The following is a 19,958-nucleotide window of genomic DNA, read 5'->3' as shown; positions in this document are numbered from 1 at the left end:
TGAGAATCATGAAGGAGCTGTATAAATTTCATTGGTCATAGCCATTCTAGAATATTTTCCAAAAGTCTCCACAAGAGCAAAGTCAAAAGATTTTTCAAATTCTTTCAAAAGAAATACATCTTCATTCCTATCTACATCATCTAAAAAAATAATTCCATTACTATTCAATCGGAATTTCAGAAAATTCAGGCTACCATATCGAGAATACTTACAAAGAGAACCAGATGGCCCATCAATAATTGCCAAATCAAAATTAATGTTTAATAAATCATGATCTTTTGGTATCCCATACCATTTTCCTTTACCATTGTAAGAATATTCATTCTCTTCTGAAATATCGAAATGAATTAAACTTACATTTTTTAAATCAAGTGCGATTAATCTCTGCCATTCTTTATTATTGTCGATACTGAAAAATTTTGTATCAATTTCATTTTCAGCGATAATATTACTTAATATAACTGTTGAAATTCCAGATCCGAATTCAACAATAGATTTTGGCCTATTAATAATTATATCATTTGCAATATGCTGAATTGTTTGAAAAGAAAGTGAATAGACCGTATTTACTACATATCCTTTTGGGAAATATGGTCTTAAAAACTCAATTGCCTTCAACTCTCTAAACCGAAACAAGTTAAATTCACTTTTACTTTCAATTCTTCGATTAACATAGAAATCAACTTTATCTAAACCAATCAGGTTATCCCTAAATTTGATTAATCGCTTTACAAAAGATCCCATTTTATAATTTTAAGAGTAAATTATTCTTTTTCATTCATCAAATATTTAACCGACTTCCCAACACTCATCAGTTTAAATGAACTATATTTCTTACTAGTAAGTCTTTCTACAATTGCCCTTGGTGTAAGGTTTTCCTCATAATATTTTAAAACATTAATTCTAATACTATTAACCTCTTCTTTACTCAGAGAAAATAAATAATAAATTTTCAAGTCAAGGTCATTAAAATCATGAAAAGTGATGCAATTCACTCCTGAAATCAGAGCTGGCCGCATAACTTTAGCATAACCTTCTTCTAAAAATGGAATTGTACCGACTGACATCGCTTCAACGATATTGTGACAGAGAGGCATTTTATAACCGGGTAAAGCAAAAAAGAAATCAAAGTAGCTGAGGAATAATCTCATTTTCTCAGGGGCAATTCCATTACCGCCCTGCCTTTCAACTAAAATAACTTTATTTTCTATGTTCGAATTCAATAAGTTTTCGACTTCTATTTGGCTTTTGAAATTCAAATAAAACTCTTTACTTTTTAAGTACTCCTTGATATCTAACCGAGTAAAGACATTAAATAACCTTTTATTTTCTACTCTATCGTAAACATGCGAGTTGAAATTTCCGGCAAAAAAAAGGGAATGATTTCTATTATTCCCTAAATCAACTTGATCATTCCAATAGCCTTTAAAATAAGCATAAGGATGCTGGCCAATTGGAATATAGTATTCGGAGGAGTCATTTATTCTATTCTTCAAAAAATTAAAGTAATCTGGGCTGATATTTAAATCATTAAACTCCAAACATTTTATTTTCTTTTTAACCCCCCAATAAACATTATTTTCCTGAAAAATAAACGAACTATCCGTATCTATACTTAAGTCATAAATTCTTATTAAGTCATTTTTTAAAAAAACGGTATATCCTTCAATCAAAAAATACTTAACATATATATAATAGTACCTTTGATAATATTGTGCATTTGCTAAATTTACATAAACCGATCTACCAAATATTGGAGCTGAATAACTCCTAAAGTAAGACTTTAGAATAAATAATATTGAAAATAAAAATTTATTAAGCTTCCATATTTTTCTCTGAATTTTAACCTTTATCTTACTCATTCAACTATGGGTTGAAATATATTTTTTTCACAAGACAATTACATTATTGTTAAGACTACCTTTTGGTTTCACCGCCTTGGATCAAATTGAAGTATTCATTTAATACTCCTTTACTAATTTCAAAACAAACTTTTGCAATCGCCAAGGATTCTTTAGGATAAACAGTAAAAAACTTCTTTAGGAAAAACCTAAACCGTCTAAAGAGGAAGATGAAAATATAGTTTTTAAATCCTTTAGGATTTTCTTTGAATAATCTAGCATAAGTTCCTCCCAATAACCTTTGGTATTTAGAAACAAGTTCAGAAACCTTATATCGGGCAGGGTGATGAACGACTAAATTATTCTTATAAACAATCTTATATTTTTGACTTATTCTTCCGGATAAATCAGAATCTCCATTGGATTTCAATTCATTATTGAATCCGCCAAACTCTTCCAAAACTATCTTATAAGAAAACCAATTGGCGGTAATGGCGTGTCCTTCATTGGCATAAGCTTCAGTTGTATATCCTGTATACTTCTCATAAATTTCAGCATCTGTCAAATTGGAAGGATCCTTGAAAAATAAAGGAACATGCCCTGTCAATACGCCTATTTCTTTTTTAAAATCTGACTCGAAACAATGATAAGCTACATCCAACCAATCCACATTAGGAATACAGTCAGAATCAATGAATGCAATTACTTTTCCTTTCGAAGTTTTAAAACCTGCATTTCTTGCCGCATAGGATCCAGGTTTATTTTCATTTTGGACAGTAAGTGGGAAGGAATAATTTCCTTCAAGGATCAAATCCTCCTGGGGATCATTATTCACCACAATTACCTCCCATGGTACTTCATTGATATTTTGCTCACCAAGAGCTTCAAGCAAAAGCAACAGTCGCTCCCTATCCTTATAAGTAGGTACAACTACTGAAAAATACATTACTCTTTGTACAGTTTATATTTAGCCATCCCCCAGCGGTAAAAAACAGGGATAAAAACAGGCCTCAAGGCATTGGCAATCCACTGGAAACCGTGCAGGACTGATTTTCTCAGCAAATGTTTTTTGATTGGATTGGAAATGGCCCTGGCCAAATGATAAATCACCGCTCTCTTTTCAAATCCATACAAGTTCTTAATCCCGATATTATCCATCCAGACTAGCAACATAATTGTCTTGGTTTTTACAGACTTATTGTAAATGGTATTGTGGTCATGTCTTCGGGCCGCTGATACAGGAATTGCTAATTCTGATGCATAGAATTTATATTTTCTATTCAATCGCCACCAGAACTCCGTATCTGCATGGACTTTGAGGCGACCATCCCAAAAATCTCCATTTTTAAAAACATCCATATGTACTGTATTGGCATTAACATGACCAAGAACAAGGTCATTTTTTACCGAATAGTGATATTCCTCCCAAAAGGTAGAATTATCATTAAGTGTTTTCGAAAAATCATGTTGCACACCATAAGGAATGGTTTTTCCATTTGGGAAGTTTATAGTGGAATAAGAATAGGTGATTTTAACCTTAGAATTAGAAGTAAATAAATCAAGGTCTTTTTTAAATCGATTTGGATAATACCAGTCATCCGCATCCAAAAAAGCGATCAAATCACCTTTAGCTTGAAGAATTGCTAAATTCCGACAACCTGATGCATATCTCTTTTGCTGATTTGGTATATTTCTGACTTTGTCGTATTGCTTTGCTAGTTCCTGAATTTCTTCTAAGGAATTATCTGTTGACATATCATCTACTAATAATACCTCAACAACCTCCCCAAAATGAATTGCAGACTCAACGGCTACTCGTAAATATTCGACAGCATTAAAAACTGGAATAATAACAGAGGTACTTAACATATATTAAACATTGTAAAATTTAATCATACGATCTAAAAAAGCCTTTCGGCCACATTGCTGAATAGTCAGTTCTCTAATTGTTTGAGGATTATATAAATGAATATTTTTATGAATTTTAAGGATAGCCTCAACCAAGGCATTTGGGCTTTTCACAGGTACAATAAGTCCAGTTTCCGGAGTGATGCCATCTTCTACTCCTCCATTAGCAGTAGACACAACGGGCAAACCGCACATCATCGCTTCCCGAGCAGCAATTCCATGAGGTTCTTGTATGGTTGGAGAAACAAAGACATGAGCTGTATTCAATACGTCAGAAATCTGATCCCTTTCTACAATCGGAAAAAATGTCCCAAAATCATAAATACACAATTCTTTACTTTTTATGACAAAGGCATTAGATGTTGGATCATTAGATCTTTCATCCGCCCCTTTCCCAATCATGATAAATCTAAAGTCCTGGGTTTCTTTAGATAATTCAAACATGGCTTCCAAAAATGTATCAAATCCTTTGATAGGCAACGAATTAAGTATGGTAACGATGGTAAAAACCTTGCTTCTTTTATCCAATTGGATGTGGTATTTGGTTTCGTCCACAAAATTCCAGATAACTTCAGGGTTACAATTGGGTTTATTCATCAACACCTGTCGCCGTTCATCATAACTGACTGCTGCTGTTTTTCTTGCGGCAGCAAAAGCCTCCAAAATCAACCCCGCTCTTTTTCTAGAATAATAATGAAAAACAAACACCTGATGCTCCAAAATCACAAAGGGCAAACCTGTTAGATTAGCTATATCTTTTGCATATATAGCGGCATCCATGCCACTTTGGGCATGAACTAAATCAGGGATAGTATACCTTTTGCTGTAAGAAGCGAATGCCTTTTTATAAAGTTTCCTTTCCAACCACAATTGAATAAAATCAGGAATTCTTCTATTGGCCGGGATTGTAAATTCAAATTTTTCAGGGGACTGAAATAAACCACTTTTTATTAGGTGAATATTTCTAAAAAAAACGCTTTGAGCTAAAGTCAATAACCATTTCAATAACGGAGATGATTTTTTATCCCCAAAAAGAATGGAAATATTTATTCCAACCTTTCCGTTCAAAAATTTAGCCTGTTCCAAAAAATAAAAACCTGCAAAAGGTTTTTTTTCGGTAGGATACCAACTAGGAATTATCAGAATATTCATTTCTCTTTCATGTATTTGACACAACATCAATTCCGTAAAAATCAAACATTTTCCTTTGAAAAACCTCAGTCCCGCTTTGATTGATAATCATATTCTTATTGTATTTGGATCATAATCGTCATAATTATCTCTAATGCTAACAATAGCCTCTGCCAAAGCATTTGAATCCTGAACGGGCACGATAAGGCCAGTGTTCTCTGTAACACTATCAACCACTCCCCCATTATCGGTTGTCACCACCGGCAATCCACATAACATGGCTTCGCGAGCAGCTAGTCCAAATGTCTCGTAAATTGAGCTGCAACAATATAAATGCGATTTATTATATAAAGAGCTCAATTCCTCTTTATTTAAATTAAAATAAAATTCTCCATCATCTTTAATACCTAAAAGTTCACATTCTTTTTTCATTTTTTCTATTCCTTCACCAACAATCAAAAACTTAAATTTGACCCCTTTTTCCTTTAAAATTCTAAAACTATTAAACAAATACCGTCCGCCCTTAACTGGACTAGGGTATAAAACAGAAATTATTGTAAAAGGAAAATCTCCACAAGTCTTCCTTTTTATATGAAAAATATCTTCATTGATTACATTCGGTATTATTTGAGATTTAGCTTCAGAACAAACCCGTTTTAAGAGACTTTCTTGAAAAATAGTTAAAGAAGCGACAAACCTGGCCCTTTTGAAAGATTCTATCACCAATTCTCCCCTTGCTTTAGATACAAAATGAAACATCAAAGGGCTATGCTCAGTGATCACAAAAGGACAATTAAAGTACTCACTCAAAAAATTTGCGAAAATACCAGAGGAAAGTCCTGAATGCGCATGTATAATATCCGGGGGTTGATTCTGTTTTAAATACTGATGGCAAACAAACCTCAAATAAATCCTTTCAATCCATAACTGAATATAATCAGGCATTCTTCTATTAATAGGAACTAGAAAATAAAGTACCTTAAATTTTTCAAAAGACTCAATAGTATCAAATCTTATAGCCCTTTTTATTAATATTTTGAAAAACAAAAACAAACATTTAATAAAAGGTTTGGACTTCCTATCAATAAACAATACCTCTATTTGGCATTTTTTACTATTTACAAGGCATAGGGCTTGTTCCTTTACATATAATCCTTTGGCCGGGTATTTCGGTAAAGAATAAGTATCCGCAATAACCAATACTCTCTTTAAATCCATTTTCGAATTCTATCCATTTTATTTTTTGGACATAAACAATAATTTAAATTCTCTTGATTGGTCTTGGTCCCTAAAGTATCCACAGGTACTAACCCTTTACTTTCATTAATCCAGAAGAACTCAAACTCTTTCCCGTCAAATAAACTTAAAAGTTTAGAACCTATATCCTCATTTTGAATCTCTAAAATTATAATGGGCTGGTGAAGCCAAAGCAAATCCCCATAGCCATTCAATACCTCGAACTCTAAAGTCTCCACATCAATTTTGATCAAATCCACCTTGCCTACTTGGTTTTTAGTAAGGAAGCAATCGAGCCTTTCTACTTCTACCACAATCGAATGTTGGTGCTCAGTTCTCCACTCCTTATTCAGACTGCCATGGGTGGTATTGTTAGCCTCAAAAGTAGAATAGCCTGTATTGTAAAAGGGCAATTGACCGGATTCATCTGATAGGGCCAACTGATGACACTGTATATCAAAACCATTGATTTCATTATTCATTTGAAATACCCTGAATACATTGGGCTGGGGTTCAAAGGCATAAACTTCAACCTCAGAATTATAAGCTTTAGCCAATACTGAAAAAATTCCTGTATTTGCTCCAATATCTAAAATTACCTTTAAAGATTTGGAAAGCTCTGACCAAATTTCTCTAGTCTTTTTCTCCCAATCACTTTTTTCAAATCCTGACCAAAACAACTTGGTTTCCAGATTAAAGGCATTATTATACAGCCAAAACTCAACACCATCTTTGGTTTTAACTTTAAATTTATCGAAGAAAGTCCTTTTTTTCAGATTAAAAAAAGGCTGTAAAGGCCTAATCAAAGAATAAAAGGGCCTGGCTAAATGATGATGGAAATAGTTTTTTAGAGATTTGATCATTTTAAATAATTAAACACTATGTTACTTAAAAATCCTATAAAGAATTATTTTTATTTTCTTTTCAAATTGATATAAATATGAAAAGATAGAATTGAATTCTAATTTTTTATCTATTCTCATTTCTTTGTGAAACAGGCCAATTGCACCATATAAAGTATACCGAAGATGCAATGAAAACATTTGTTTTGAAATAAGATGATTCTTTATTTTAATTCTTAAATTAACCCAGTCTTGAAAAATTTTTTGTAATCTATCATTTGACCTAGTAATAGATCCCTCTGTTCTATATATTTTTGTTAAATATCTAGAATCATAGACTACTTTATCATTTATTTTTAATACTTCAAACATCAACTCATATTCATCACTGCTCCTAAGCGATTCATTAAATCCTCCTACTAGTTTTACATATTCGGCATTAAACAAGTTTGATGATGTTATACCTAACTTACTTGAAATTAACCCAACCCAAGGATTCTGTTTATATTTTCTTTTATGAATTCTTCCATTCAAAAAAATATCAAGTGCATTCCCTATTACAAATGAATTATTCTCATTTATTAAATTTAATTGCCCTTCTATCTTTCCACATAGAAGTTCATCATCTGCATCTAAAAATTGAATCCATTCACCTGTTACATATTTCAAAGCTAAATTTCTACTGCTAGCCTGTCCTTTATTTACCCTATCGGTATGGGTATATAATTGAATGAGAGGATTTGTAGCTTTTAGTCTTTGACAAAGTTCAAAGGATCCATCCTGAGATCCATCTTCTACTAAAATAATTTCTTTCACATTTTTCTGAATCATTACAGAGTTAACAGCCCTTTCTAGGTAATCTTTTGCTTGATACACAGGAATTATTACAGAAACATTAATATCCTTTTTGAATTTACCCATAAAGAACATTCTTGTAAATGGAGGCTATTTTTTCCTTAAACGCCTTACTTCCGAATTGCTGAATTGCACTTGCCGCAATTTTTTCTCTTACAAAAATATCAGGAGTATTAGCGACTTGTAAAATCTCTTTGGACATAATACAATAATCCTTTAATTCAACAATTCTGCCGTTATCACTATGGATGATTTCTTCCACACCTCCCCATCTCGTGGTAATTACGGGCAATCCACATGCTAAAGCCTCCATTACTGCCAATGGCATTCCTTCTGCTAAACTGGAAAAAATAAACAAATCTGATTCCCGATAAGCCTCAGCAATTTCTTTCCTGTTCAATTTTCCCGACAACTTTACTTTAATCTGTTGGAAATTATGCAAGTCAATGATTTTATTAACCTCAACATCCTTCCCCGGCATCCATCCATTGAAACCAGCCCAGTGAAATTCCATTGGAATTGGAAGGGGCAAGCCATCCAATAATTGTAAAGCCTTTAACAGGGTTGCTTGATCTTTGATAGGAGTGTAAGCCCCAACGGTAATGATCCGAAATATTTCCGATTTGTTCTTATTCCCTCTGTAACAGAAGTTAGATTCATCCACCATATTACCTATAACTTCAAAATCACCATATAACCTATTGGAAGCATATTGAGCTATTTTATGATGAGAAACCACCATTCTTTTATTTGCCTGATTCAAAACAGATTGCAAAAACTTATGTCTTCGCACTGAAATCCCTGTCATATTAATTTGTGCGTGTTCCGTGATGATGTAGGGAATTCCGAGTTTTCTTTTCAAATAAAATGCAAATACACCAGAATCAATTAAAGATTGGGCATGAATTAAGTTAAACTTTAGATTATTTACAGAGAAATATTTTTTGGCTTTTTTGACAGCCATTAATTCAATCCAATTATTGAAAAAATCACCAAAAAAAGAACTATAAAGGTAAAATATATAAACATATTTTTCCTTCCTTTGGGTATCTGAATATTCCTTAAAATAGATAAATCTGAAAATCTTAAAAAACTCTTTTATACCTATTTTTTTAAAAGATAAAAAAGTATACGAATAATTTCCTTGTAATACCCTTGCCTGTTCTCGGAAGACCATTCCATTAGAAGAACTTTTATGGTCAAACCAAGGACATATCATTAATATAGCTCGCATCAATTAATTTTATATGTCATTTCAATTCCTTTTAAATAGGGAATTAAGTTTTGATAGGATAAAAAACAAATTAGGAAATTTAAATAACATAAACTCTTTTAGTGAAAAGGAGTAATTCTCCGATTTAAGGACTTCATAAAAATAAGAAGACACATTTTCTTTTGGATTTCTCCTTGCTGCAATAGAAGCAATTCTCCGAATATAATTTATTTTAACAGCATTATCCCTGCTTAAATCGAAATGCTTTTTATAGAAAGGAATACAGTCTTTGTAATTCTTTCTTTCAAAGTTCGATCTAGTCCAATTAACTATGACATCAAAGTTTTCAAAATATTCCCAAGGAATAATTTGATGCACTCTAATAAAAAAATCATAATCTTGATGCCTCTTCATCCCCTCATCAAATAAAATCTTTTTAGCAATATCGTTTTTAAGGATCAATGAGGAGGTTTGAGAAAATGTGTCTTCTCTTATTACAAAATCAAAAATAGACTCATCATCTTTAATAGGCCTAGAAAACTGTCTTACCTCCTTATTTCCTTTTGACACCATAGCCCCACTATAAATTGCTGAAAAATGGTTATCAGTTATAAATTCCTTAGCCAACCTTAATCTTTCAGGTTTCCAAATATCATCCGAATCTAGAAATGCAACATATTCGCCTTTTGCTTTTTCAATGGCTACATTCCTAGCCGCATTCCCGCCCGGTTTGCGATCATCAGGTCTTTTATAAAGTCGAAACCTTGAATCTTTTGCAGAATACTCCTCTAAAATCTCCCAAGAATTATCCGTACTATGATCATCTACAATGATACATTCCCAATGGGTATAAGTCTGATTTAATACCGAGTCCAAGGTTTCCCTTAGATAAGGGGATTTATTGTAGTTAGGAATAAGTATAGAGATGAGGAGATTATCCATTTAAATAATTAGACCCTATCTTTTCATTTATCTTTCTTGATTTCTCAGTATGAGGTATTATTGATTTCACATGAGAATAAAACTTAAACCATTTCAAAAAACCAAATATATTAAAACTTAAGAAAGAAATAAAAAACTTTTTTTTTATCTCTTTTATCTCCCAACTTATATTTTTTTGGAAAGATTCATTCACGTTAGCACATTTAACTTTAAATGACTTTTCAAAAACCACTAGGTTTTCATATCTATCAATTTTTTTCACCAACTGACTTCTGTCATGAAAAACATAAGTATCAGGAACAATCCCGATTTTTAATCCGTGATAAAGTACTCGCTGACAATAATTATCATCCTCTCCATAGTGGAAAAATAAAGGATCGAATCCACCAATTGTCTTTATAGTATTTAAGGGAAGTAACCATGCTGCAGCATTTACAAAGGGCAAATCATAAACCTCTTTCCTTAATTTAGCTAATATAAAATCAGAAATAAAACTACCACATTTATATTCACTAATATAATTAGAAAAATTTAAATCAAGTCTATTACCTTCCCCATTAAGATGAATAGGGCTTAAAATTCCAAACTCCAGATTATTCTTCGAGGCTTGAACTAACTTGTAAATGGTGTCATTTTCAACATAAGCATCTTGATTCAATAAAAATATATAGTCATAATAATTCTTAATTGCGTATCTTAATCCAATATTGTTTGCTTGACCAAAACCTAGGTTTTCGTTATTCTCAATAATAATTATGTCAGAAAAATTACTTTTGATTACGTCAACAGTATCATCGGTAGAAAAATTATCAATACATATAATATCTATTTTTAAGTTAGAATTTAAAATAGAATTTATGCAATTATAAATCCATCTTGAACCATTGTGAGTTACGATTATCGTAATAATATTCCCCATTACTATTTAAAGAATCTAATAATTTTTTTAATTTTCTCAGAAATATTAATAGCCTTAGAATTATTGATCTTTTCCTTAAGCCTTAAATTCTCAAAATAAATAGGGCTCAATTGAGACAAGGCTTCTCCGGTTGAAACAAATAGTTGTATTATATTTAAATTATTATTTAATTCTTTAATTATTTCCGCTCCTTTACCTGTATCATGCAAACTTAAAACGCCTAATCCATTTGAATGATGAAAAGAGAAGTTAATTGGGTATTTATTAATGACCTCATTCCAAAACTGATTAACTCCAAAATCCTCTCTAAAAACACTTATATCATGAAATAAAACAATTGAATTGGTTTTCAACTTTGGCAACCACGTTTCAAAATCATTTTTAACAGCTTCATAAGTATGTAAGCCATCAATATGCAAAAGATCAACAGATTGATCTTCAAAGTCATTAATTGCTTCATTAAAATTCTTTCGAATTATACTACCAATTGTGGGATAATTGATTCTCTGGTAAGCGTAAAGATCATCATTGATACCATCACTATAATAACCTGAATGCTTACCACCTTGTCCTAAATCAATAGCATAAACTTTTCCAAGGGGATTTCCTGTCTGCATTGCTTGACAGAAACTAAAAAAGGAATTTCCAGTATGAGTCCCAAGCTCAACTATGAGATTTGGCTTATAATTCCAAACAAGCCAAATAGCAAAGGGAATATGTCCCGCCCATCCAAGAGGTTCTAAAATTCGTTTAGGCAAATAAATTTCTCCTTCGGTGTTAAGATTTAATATTGGTTTATCGAATATGATTTTTTTATGAAATGCTCTTTTGTAGAAATCATTTTCCTCCCATTTCCAATCTAAGGTCAAAAGCCCCTTGAAATTGAGTTTGTTTAAAACATAAGGAAATGAAATTTGATCCCGACGACTTCCTGATTGAACTTCTTCCCACCACTTCTGGCAAAGGTTCTCCACCGCACTGGTGTTTTTTCTAAAAATTATTGAACAAGCCCATAATCCAAAGTGATGGGGGAATTTTTGAAGTTTATATTTTGATAGTTGATTTACAATTATATCATATCTATCTTTTCCAAATTTAATACATGTTTCTCCTTCTACGAATAAACAATCTCTTTTAGGATGCTTAACAATGGCCATTTCAGCTCCGAAAGAAAATATTTGATTAATAATTTCATTAATTGAATCACTTTTCAAAAATATATTTCCATCTATGTAAAGTGATATATCATGTTCAGGAAGAACCTCATAAGCATTTAATTTGTAATATCGATTTTCTCTAGTAGGATCGAGATACTTTCTTTCAACATAAATAATTGTCCAAAAATCAGATTGAAGATCATTACGGTCGGTAAAGCAAATAAAAGTGGCCTCATTCATTAATCTATCCGCATAAACAGGATTTAGTAATTCATCATAGTCACCAAAAATGGCCGTATAGCAAATAATTTTATTCATTTTCACTTTTTTTTGCCCAAATGGCCACTTGTAAATCTTGTTTTAACTTAGTATGATTATTAAATAAAGGGGCATTATTTGAATATTCTCCTTCAATATAATATCTAAAATTATTATCTTCCAATGATTTAAGAAACATAGAAAGCTTCTGAGGCCTACCTAAGAATGAATGATATTCAATAAATATGTTTTGAATGTTTTTAAGATTATCAACAACTTGATCTAATATATTGATTTCCTCACCTTCAATATCAATTTTTAGAAAATCTATTTCTTCTTGTAAATAATTGTCCAGTCTCACAGTATTAACTATATATTTTCTATCTAAATCCTTTTCTAAAAATAAGGACCCAGATGCAGCATCATTATCAGTAAAAAAAAAATTTCCAATTTTTGATGAAATTGCCGCATTTATTAGGGTAACATTATTAATTGAATTCATTTCAATATTATATTTTAAAGCACGAAAATTCATTTCTGAAGGTTCAAAGGCAATTATTTCAGCTTCCGAAGAAATTTTCTTCCAATAAAGAATTGCCATACCGATATTTGATCCACAGTCTATTATTTTTGGCTTAGAATTATTTAATTTAAACTTATAAATTTCTCTTTTAAAAATATGATGATAAAGTATGGGGACCATTTTTTCATTTGGAGAAATAATTATATATCCTTGAATATTAAAAGAAAAAAAATCGTCGACATCATGTTTAAATAACCTCTCAATACCCTTAGAAGTCGCGGTTCTCGATTTAAAATTAAAAATTGAAACAATTCTATAAAAAAAATATAAAAATTTTCGAAATAGTATAATTATATAATTAATAGACATTTAATGATTTTTAATTTGATAAGAACCGTACCAATATTTAATATGTAAAACTTTTAGCAAAAGTAATTTCTATCGAAAATTTAATATATTTTTATAATTTACCAATAACCAAACACTATAATCAATTTATTAAACTTTTACAAGTTCAAAATTCTTTTTTTTAGACAATATTTTGCAGCTTTTTTTTCTAACTTATAGAAGTCAATATCTATCTTTTACCAATTTGTTTTGACGGTACTCCTCCATAAACCCCAAAATCACTAGTATTTTTATTCACTACAGCACCTGCTCCAATTACACAACCTTTACCTACAATAACATTATCTAAAATAGTAACATTTGCTCCAATCCAAACATCATCACCTATTCTAATTCCTTTTTTTGTCAATCCTTGTTTTGTTATAGGCAGATCTCTCGATTCAAAGATATGATTGGCTGGAATTATTATTGTATGGGTTGCAATCCTTACGTAATTACCAATCCATAATCCTCCATGTCCGTAGATTACGCAATAAGGATTAAAACTACAATTGTTTCCAATATTAATGGCACCTCCATATGTTGCTAAAATAACCCCAGTTAGAAATACGTTATTTTCCCCAATTTCTATTTTTCCACCGCTTTTGTTTGATATCCTAACACCTTTCTCAAAATAACAATTTCTACCAATGATTATATCTATTGGGTCTCCTTCTATAATGATGTGACTAGGTAAGTATAGGAGTCTGTAAATTTGGGACCAAACTCTATGAAACATCCTTCTCATTTTTAATAGAACCTTTCTTAACATTCTTTCCATCTACTTTCATATAGGATTGGTGCTGCCCCAACAAATTTTTGTTTTTTCACAGTAAACTTGAGAATGTTTCTTATTCCAATTAAAATTTCTCCTCTATCGACTGCATTACTCTTATTATATATATGAACACTAATAGAATAATTACCCGTATTGAGCATTAGTGAATTGACTTTTGCCTCTACAACCATCATCTTAGTTAGATTTGTAAACATTCTTTCAGGTGGCGTTACTTGCGCAACTACTTTTTGGTCTATATCCGTGATTGAAATAATTAAAGAAAAATTCTCAACAGAGGGCTCAATTATGACACTGGTTTCAAAAAAAACATTCTGGCAATTTTCTAAAATAATTTCTGGTTGATTTTGATTTTTTGAAATGTCTAGTTCAACACTAGTATCATTGTTTCCAAATTTGAAATTTCTAATTTCTCCTCTCCGATTTCCTTCTATGTTTAATCCATTATTTTCAAAAATACCGAAATAATTAATAATAGCGTTTGAAACTTTTCCTGGACCAAAATTTATCTTTCCCTGCTTTAATACCAATCCAGTTCTACATACCTGAGCTACCTGCGGCATAGAATGACTCACTAGAATAACTGCTGCATTTTCTATTAATCTATAAATTTCGTTAAAGCATTTAATTTTAAAACCAAGATCCCCTACCGCCAATACCTCATCAATAATCAATACATCCGGCTCCATCTGAGAAGCCACAGCAAAACCTAAGCGTACCTTCATCCCTGAACTGTAATTCTGTACTGGAGTATCGATAAATTCCTCCATTTCCGCAAAAGCTACGATCTCATCAAATTTGCGGTCAATTTCAGCTTTAGAAAAACCCAAAACGGCACCATTATTATAGACATTCTCTCGACCAGTCAGGACAGGATTAAAACCTGCACCTAATTCTATCAAGGCCCCTACCTTCCCTTTCATTTCTATTCTTCCTTCATCGGGACGGATCAGTCCATTTAGCATTTTTAAAAGGGTACTCTTTCCTGCCCCATTATGTCCAATTAGCCCCAAGCATTCTCCACGCCTTACTTCAAAACTCACATCTTTTACCGCCCAAAATTCGTCTTTTCGGAGTTTTTCAGGATTCTTTAGTCCTAAAACCGAGCGAGAAATATCCCCTGCTCCATACCAAAGACTACGCTTAAGGCTTTTGCAGAATTTCTTGGAAACTCCCTCTACCTTGACCAATACCTCGTCATTCCGCATCTTAAGATCCACTTCGTTCGACAATCATTGGCATGGCGATCTTGACCACCAATAAGGAAAATAACAGTAAACCAACCAATACCCCTGTCCAGATCAGAAGCGGTTGCCATAGGGTAAATTCATACCCTCCCAAACTGCTCCTTGCCATTTCCAAAAATGGGGTCACGGGATTGATTCCTTGGAGAATGGCTAATTTGCCCCCATCTCGTAAAGGATAAATCACAGGGCTTAAATACATTACAAAGGGCAAAATCATGGGAAGGGCTTTCCCTATATCTCCATAGAGCAAACCAATGGGAGATAGCATTAGACCAATGCTAATCCCTGCGATCAATAAGCCAAAAATCCCTAAAAAACCTATCAGCCAATTCAAATTAGGGGGATAACCCAAAATCCAAAGGATAGGTACTAGGACAATTAATTTCAAAATGAGACTAAATAGCTGATCATAGACCGCCGCTAATACCAAAGACTCTCGGGGAAAATTTAACTTACTCATCATTCCCATGGCACTTTGATAGCGTTGAATGGGTTTATTCAAGGCTTCAGCGAAAAAGCTCCAGAGAATCGTCCCGCATAACGTAAAAGCGGCATAATCCATGGGAGCTCCCTGAATGGAAACGACCTGCTGATCATTTAAGAAAATCCAGATTCCCGCAGTAAAAAAAGGAGGTATAAACAGCCAGAAAATACCCAAGAATGATCTTTTGTATCCCGCTCTTAAATCTCTAATAAACAATCTATAGGCTAACTCTCTCCCTTCCTTAAACCCCAAGAAAATCTCTCTTACTAGGGTAGAGAGTACATAGTTGTTTTGGGGGCTGTATATTGTTGTTTTCATTATCAAAATTTGAGCACGGTTTCATACTCAAATAGTTTTAAGGCTTCTACTAATCCAGATACGAAATCAATTAGTGAGGATTTCGGCAACATTATTTTAAATCGATTGAATCTCATACAGTACCAAACTCTTATCTCGATGCTTTCCTCCTCCTTCGGTACATTTTTCGTCAATGCTCAGGATAGGCTCAGGCAAATGAAAGGGAGCTGCCTGAAGGTTGATCGGTCTCCAATAGCCGGTTTGGATATTGGGATTTTCCTGATGCTTGATAAAACTGGTGGTCAAGAGATATTTGGCACCTGACTTTTTGAAATTATCCAAGGCCCTGTGGATATCCTCCAAGGAAAAATGAACCAAGCAATCCCGGCACAGGATCAAGTCCACTGATGGTAAGGAATCTGTAAGGATATTGCCAGTTTGGAAAATCACATTGGGTCTATCTTGATATTTGGACTGATTTTTTTGAATCAACTCCTCTACGATATCCATCCCCAGATATTCTAATCCATCAAGTCTTACCTGATTCATCCAGTTGAAATCGCCGCATGGGGCATCCAATAGGGTTTTGATCTGATAGTCTTGAAATAATTTTTCCAATTCTTTGATGATCACATTGGTCTGAATGGTATCCGAACCAGACCCTGAGATGCTTTCTTCCGAACCCCAGTAATTATCCTTATAGATCTTGGAAAATACTTCCGCCGTACTCAAACCATCGATATCCAAGTTCTTTTTCTTTTGGAAAGATCGATAAATATCCATTAAAAATACTGGTGTAATATTTTTTAAGTTCTTTTTAATTGAATTTACCATTGAATTTTAAAAGCTTTCCTAATGTTCAAACTCCTTAGTTTAGTCATGTTTTGCCAGCAGAGCAGAGAATGTATGCATTTTTAGTCCTTCCGACTTGGCTAATCGTAGCATTCTTTCCAAATGAAATACATTGATTTCATATCCCTCCTCTTCCCCTATATCATGGGCATGAAGAAAAATGACCTTCTGCTCTCTAGCTACTTTTTGAAATGCAGAAAGCAATTGATTCTCCTGAACTTGATCTCGATTATCGATCGCTAAAGAATAAAACCGATTTTGTCTTGTACCTAGATTGTGAAAGATTTTATCGGGTAAATGTACACCCTTGGTAGGCGCCACTACATTCCTGGTGGCTTTAAACCTAGACAGCAAAAGGAAGTCAATGTACTGATTTTTTTCTCCATAAGGATAGGCAAATACAATAGGATAGATTCCCAATTGATCGAAAGCACTGAGTTGGGCTTTGATTTCTTTTTCCCAATAGGCTTTAAGCCCATAATTCTTGATATACTGGTTTAAGCTTAGATGATTTTCTGTATGGGCCCCTATCTCATGTCCTTTAGCTCTGATTAGTTTCACCTTTTCCAAATCAAGTGAATCCATCTGACTAAGACCGGAAATAAAAAAGGTCACCTTGGCATCATACCTTTCCAATAAAGGAAGAATTCCCACCCAGTTATCCAAGTAATCATCATCAAATGAAAGAACAATACCCGGCTCCACTTTATTAGTTCTCCCACAAGCAAACTGAACCATCAGTAGTAAGACTAGAAAATATGTGGGCTTGAGTTTGATGTGGTTCGTGGTAATAATTGGAGCTTTTGAGTAATTGATTAACTGATGGTTCGACCAGCTCACTAACCTGGTTCGATATACTTCGACAAACTCAGTACAAGTGTTCAACAATCTTTAAGAGCTTGCGAAGGCGCGACGGGCTTCGACTGTCCCGATACTAGATCGGGACAGGCTGCTCAGCCTGGCTTCGACTTCGCTCAGCCTGACAGTAGCTTCGATTTCGAGACTCCCGTCTCTCAAGTGCTCAGCCTGACAGTAGGTTTGGCTTTAATAGTTTCTGTTGGGCTAAAGCCCATGATTTTTTATTGTCTCCTTTTGGAATGGGCTAAAGCGTCATTCCTATTCATTTTGGATTTTTGACCTGTAGTTTTTTTGAGTACTGAGGATCGACGTTCTTTTCCCTATTCTATTAATCTCTATTCTCTTAATCTCCAACAGTAAATTTTCCACTGATTACTTTTTACTGCTAACTGCGACTGCCTACTTTTTTTGTTGATAGTTAATTATTAAGCCGTGGTTTACTATTTATTAATTTCTTCTTTCTATTTCACCGTCTCGCGTTTCAACTTAACAATTGATCAACCTGAGATTTGAGAAGAGGTATATCCTTATTTACTATCCCCCATATTATAATATAATCTACTGAATCGTAGGCATGAATAACCCAATTACGGAGGTTGACAATTCGCCTTGCTTCTGAAATTGGGATATCTGGATTTATCTTAAGCAGTTTATTGGTTGCCTCTCCGATAATTTCAAGTTCTCGTTCGACCGCCCTTCTTAGAATTTTTCTTTTTTGGAATACTGTAAAATCTCTACCGTCTCCCAGGTAGTCGTAGATCGAATTAATGGCTATTTGAATATCAAGCAAAAGCTTTTTTTCTTCAAGCAGCATAAAGTAGTCTTCTGGTTTGAAGTACTTTTTCTTTAAAGAACTTATTATCCAGAGAATTGATAGTGATAAGGTCTATTTTCCGTACGAATAAGTTCTCCAAATCCTCATGCAATTTGAAGTAATTATCTGTATATTGATCAAAGGGTATGTTTTTGAAATTCACCAAAAAATCTAAATCGCTTTTTGATGAAAAACTTTGATCTAAAGAGGACCCAAAAACAAATAATTCCTCCACTTGATACTTGAGACAAAGATCAAGGATTTGCTGTTTGTTTTTCACAATTAGTTCTATTCCTTTAGGAACTTTATAGACTCGATCTGTAGAATCTGAGACTTGATCGAACAGCGTTATATTGCTCATGGGAATTGGAAGATTGGTTGTTGTTGAACTGAGGAACAGGATGTGGTTCAAGGGAAAGGATTTCCCCACTGTTTACTATTTACTTTTTACTATTTTCAATAAATCGGGGAACTGTCGAATTGGGGAACTGAGGAACTGTTTAACTGAATAGGTTGAAGAAGAAAGTCTCGTTTTCAGATTGTTAAAGGTTAAGAGTTCAGAGTTGTCGAACTGATGAATTGGGGAACTGTTTAATTGAGGGCTTCGACTTTCCCGATATTTGATCGGGACAGGCTGCTCAGCCTGGCTTCGACTTCGCTCAGCCTGACAATAGCTTCGACTCTCCCGAAACTTGATCGGGACAGGCTGCTCAGCCTGACAGTAGGTTCGGCTTTAATGGTTTCTGTTGGGCTAAAGCCCATGATCTTTTATTGTCTCCTTTTGGAATGGGCTAAAGCACCATTCCTATTCATTTTGGATTTTTGACCTGTAGTTTTTTGAGTACTGAGGATCGACGTTCATTTCCCTATTCTCTTAATCTCCTAATCTCTGTTCTCTATTCCCTGTTCCCTATTCCCTGTTCTCTGTTCCCCTTCCCTAATCCCTAATCCCTAATCCCTATTCCCCGTTCCCCTTTTCGGACTCTATCGGCACCAAGCTATCATCGCTTTTTACTCGTTTTAAAATTCCTACAATCATCCGCTGCTCTTCTCTGGTCAGGCTATGGTATAGGGGCAGGCAAAGAACTCTGGATGCTATATCATCCGAAACCGGGCAGTGGCCTGAGGTATAATCCAAGGTGTTGAGCCCGGGATAAAAATAACGGCGGCTGGCAATCCCGTTGTTTTCCAGGCATTCCATAGTATCCTTCAGGGCCTTTTCTTCTTGAAAGAGAATGGGAAAATAGGCATAATTATAATCCTCTATATCGTCGGTTTTGGGAAAACTCAGGGGTAAGTTTTGGAGTTGCTCCCGATAAAAGCTAGCCTGTTCCTTTTTCCGGACTTGGATTTCTTTCATATACGGCAACACTGAAAGTCCCATAGCTGCATGAAATT

21 protein-coding genes are annotated in these 19,958 nt (G+C 33.6%); all 21 read right to left on the bottom strand.

Annotated elements, in window-relative coordinates; genetic code table 11:
- Positions 1–6: 6 nt before the first annotated feature.
- Positions 7–744 carry an O-methyltransferase gene (locus tag BM043_RS09385; protein ID WP_092791030.1) on the bottom strand — a complete coding sequence of 246 codons (738 nt, stop codon included), beginning with the start codon at positions 742–744 and terminating at the stop codon, positions 7–9.
- A 20-nt stretch (positions 745–764) separates the two neighbouring features.
- Complete coding sequence (locus BM043_RS09380) at positions 765–1,862, bottom strand: hypothetical protein (protein WP_092791028.1); 1,098 nt, start codon at positions 1,860–1,862, stop codon at positions 765–767.
- A 55-nt stretch (positions 1,863–1,917) separates the two neighbouring features.
- Complete coding sequence (locus BM043_RS09375; RefSeq protein WP_092791026.1) at positions 1,918–2,787, bottom strand: glycosyltransferase family 2 protein; 870 nt, start codon at positions 2,785–2,787, stop codon at positions 1,918–1,920.
- Positions 2,787–3,710: a glycosyltransferase family A protein gene (locus BM043_RS09370; RefSeq protein WP_092791024.1), complete on the bottom strand. Its 924-nt coding sequence runs from the start codon at positions 3,708–3,710 to the stop codon at positions 2,787–2,789. The genes BM043_RS09375 and BM043_RS09370 overlap by 1 nt, the downstream gene beginning before the upstream one ends.
- A 3-nt stretch (positions 3,711–3,713) precedes the next feature.
- Positions 3,714–4,901, bottom strand: a complete 1,188-nt coding sequence (locus BM043_RS09365) for a glycosyltransferase (protein WP_177188453.1) — start codon at positions 4,899–4,901, stop codon at positions 3,714–3,716.
- Positions 4,902–4,988: 87 nt separating this feature from the next.
- On the bottom strand, positions 4,989–6,098 hold the full coding sequence (locus tag BM043_RS09360) for a glycosyltransferase (RefSeq protein ID WP_092791020.1): 1,110 nt from the start codon (positions 6,096–6,098) through the stop codon (positions 4,989–4,991).
- Complete coding sequence (locus BM043_RS09355; RefSeq protein ID WP_092791018.1) at positions 6,089–6,979, bottom strand: FkbM family methyltransferase; 891 nt, start codon at positions 6,977–6,979, stop codon at positions 6,089–6,091. Before BM043_RS09355 ends, BM043_RS09360 begins: the two co-directional genes overlap by 10 nt.
- Before the next feature lie 21 nt (positions 6,980–7,000).
- Positions 7,001–7,879: a glycosyltransferase family 2 protein gene (locus tag BM043_RS09350; protein ID WP_177188452.1), complete on the bottom strand. Its 879-nt coding sequence runs from the start codon at positions 7,877–7,879 to the stop codon at positions 7,001–7,003.
- Positions 7,872–9,047: a glycosyltransferase gene (locus tag BM043_RS09345; RefSeq protein WP_092791014.1), complete on the bottom strand. Its 1,176-nt coding sequence runs from the start codon at positions 9,045–9,047 to the stop codon at positions 7,872–7,874. The genes BM043_RS09350 and BM043_RS09345 overlap by 8 nt, the downstream gene beginning before the upstream one ends.
- Before the next feature lie 21 nt (positions 9,048–9,068).
- Positions 9,069–9,968, bottom strand: coding sequence for a glycosyltransferase family 2 protein (locus BM043_RS09340; RefSeq protein ID WP_092791012.1), 900 nt, complete (start codon positions 9,966–9,968; stop codon positions 9,069–9,071).
- A complete protein-coding gene (locus BM043_RS09335; RefSeq protein WP_092791010.1) occupies positions 9,961–10,887 on the bottom strand; it encodes a glycosyltransferase family 2 protein in 927 nt (308 codons plus the stop codon). The genes BM043_RS09340 and BM043_RS09335 overlap by 8 nt, the downstream gene beginning before the upstream one ends.
- Positions 10,888–10,889: 2 nt before the next feature.
- A complete protein-coding gene (locus tag BM043_RS09330; protein ID WP_092791008.1) occupies positions 10,890–12,362 on the bottom strand; it encodes a class I SAM-dependent methyltransferase in 1,473 nt (490 codons plus the stop codon).
- On the bottom strand, positions 12,355–13,005 hold the full coding sequence (locus BM043_RS09325; RefSeq protein ID WP_218144143.1) for an FkbM family methyltransferase: 651 nt from the start codon (positions 13,003–13,005) through the stop codon (positions 12,355–12,357). The genes BM043_RS09330 and BM043_RS09325 overlap by 8 nt, the downstream gene beginning before the upstream one ends.
- Before the next feature lie 397 nt (positions 13,006–13,402).
- Positions 13,403–13,993, bottom strand: a complete 591-nt coding sequence (locus tag BM043_RS09320; protein WP_218144142.1) for an acyltransferase — start codon at positions 13,991–13,993, stop codon at positions 13,403–13,405.
- A complete protein-coding gene (locus BM043_RS09315) occupies positions 13,978–15,216 on the bottom strand; it encodes an ABC transporter ATP-binding protein (protein WP_092791004.1) in 1,239 nt (412 codons plus the stop codon). Before BM043_RS09315 ends, BM043_RS09320 begins: the two co-directional genes overlap by 16 nt.
- A gap of 1 nt (position 15,217) precedes the next feature.
- A complete protein-coding gene (locus BM043_RS09310) occupies positions 15,218–16,057 on the bottom strand; it encodes an ABC transporter permease (RefSeq protein WP_092791002.1) in 840 nt (279 codons plus the stop codon).
- Between the two features lie 96 nt (positions 16,058–16,153).
- Entirely contained in the window at positions 16,154–16,819 is a 666-nt protein-coding gene (locus BM043_RS09305) for a class I SAM-dependent methyltransferase (protein WP_218144141.1), read from the bottom strand.
- Between the two features lie 90 nt (positions 16,820–16,909).
- Complete coding sequence (locus BM043_RS09300; protein WP_092790998.1) at positions 16,910–17,626, bottom strand: polysaccharide deacetylase family protein; 717 nt, start codon at positions 17,624–17,626, stop codon at positions 16,910–16,912.
- 601 nt (positions 17,627–18,227) lie between these two features.
- Positions 18,228–18,560 (bottom strand): HepT-like ribonuclease domain-containing protein, encoded by a 333-nt coding sequence (locus BM043_RS09295; RefSeq protein ID WP_092790996.1) that lies wholly within the window; start codon positions 18,558–18,560, stop codon positions 18,228–18,230.
- Complete coding sequence (locus BM043_RS09290) at positions 18,550–18,921, bottom strand: nucleotidyltransferase family protein (protein ID WP_218144140.1); 372 nt, start codon at positions 18,919–18,921, stop codon at positions 18,550–18,552. Before BM043_RS09290 ends, BM043_RS09295 begins: the two co-directional genes overlap by 11 nt.
- Before the next feature lie 597 nt (positions 18,922–19,518).
- The coding region (locus BM043_RS09285) for a DegT/DnrJ/EryC1/StrS family aminotransferase (protein ID WP_177188450.1) at positions 19,519–19,958 on the bottom strand (440 nt) is incomplete at its 5' end.

Source organism: Algoriphagus hitonicola (assembly GCF_900113375.1).
GTDB lineage: Bacteria > Bacteroidota > Bacteroidia > Cytophagales > Cyclobacteriaceae > Algoriphagus > Algoriphagus hitonicola.
The sequence above is the reverse complement of the archived record's forward strand: the minus strand, read 5'-3'. Positions and strand labels throughout refer to the sequence as shown.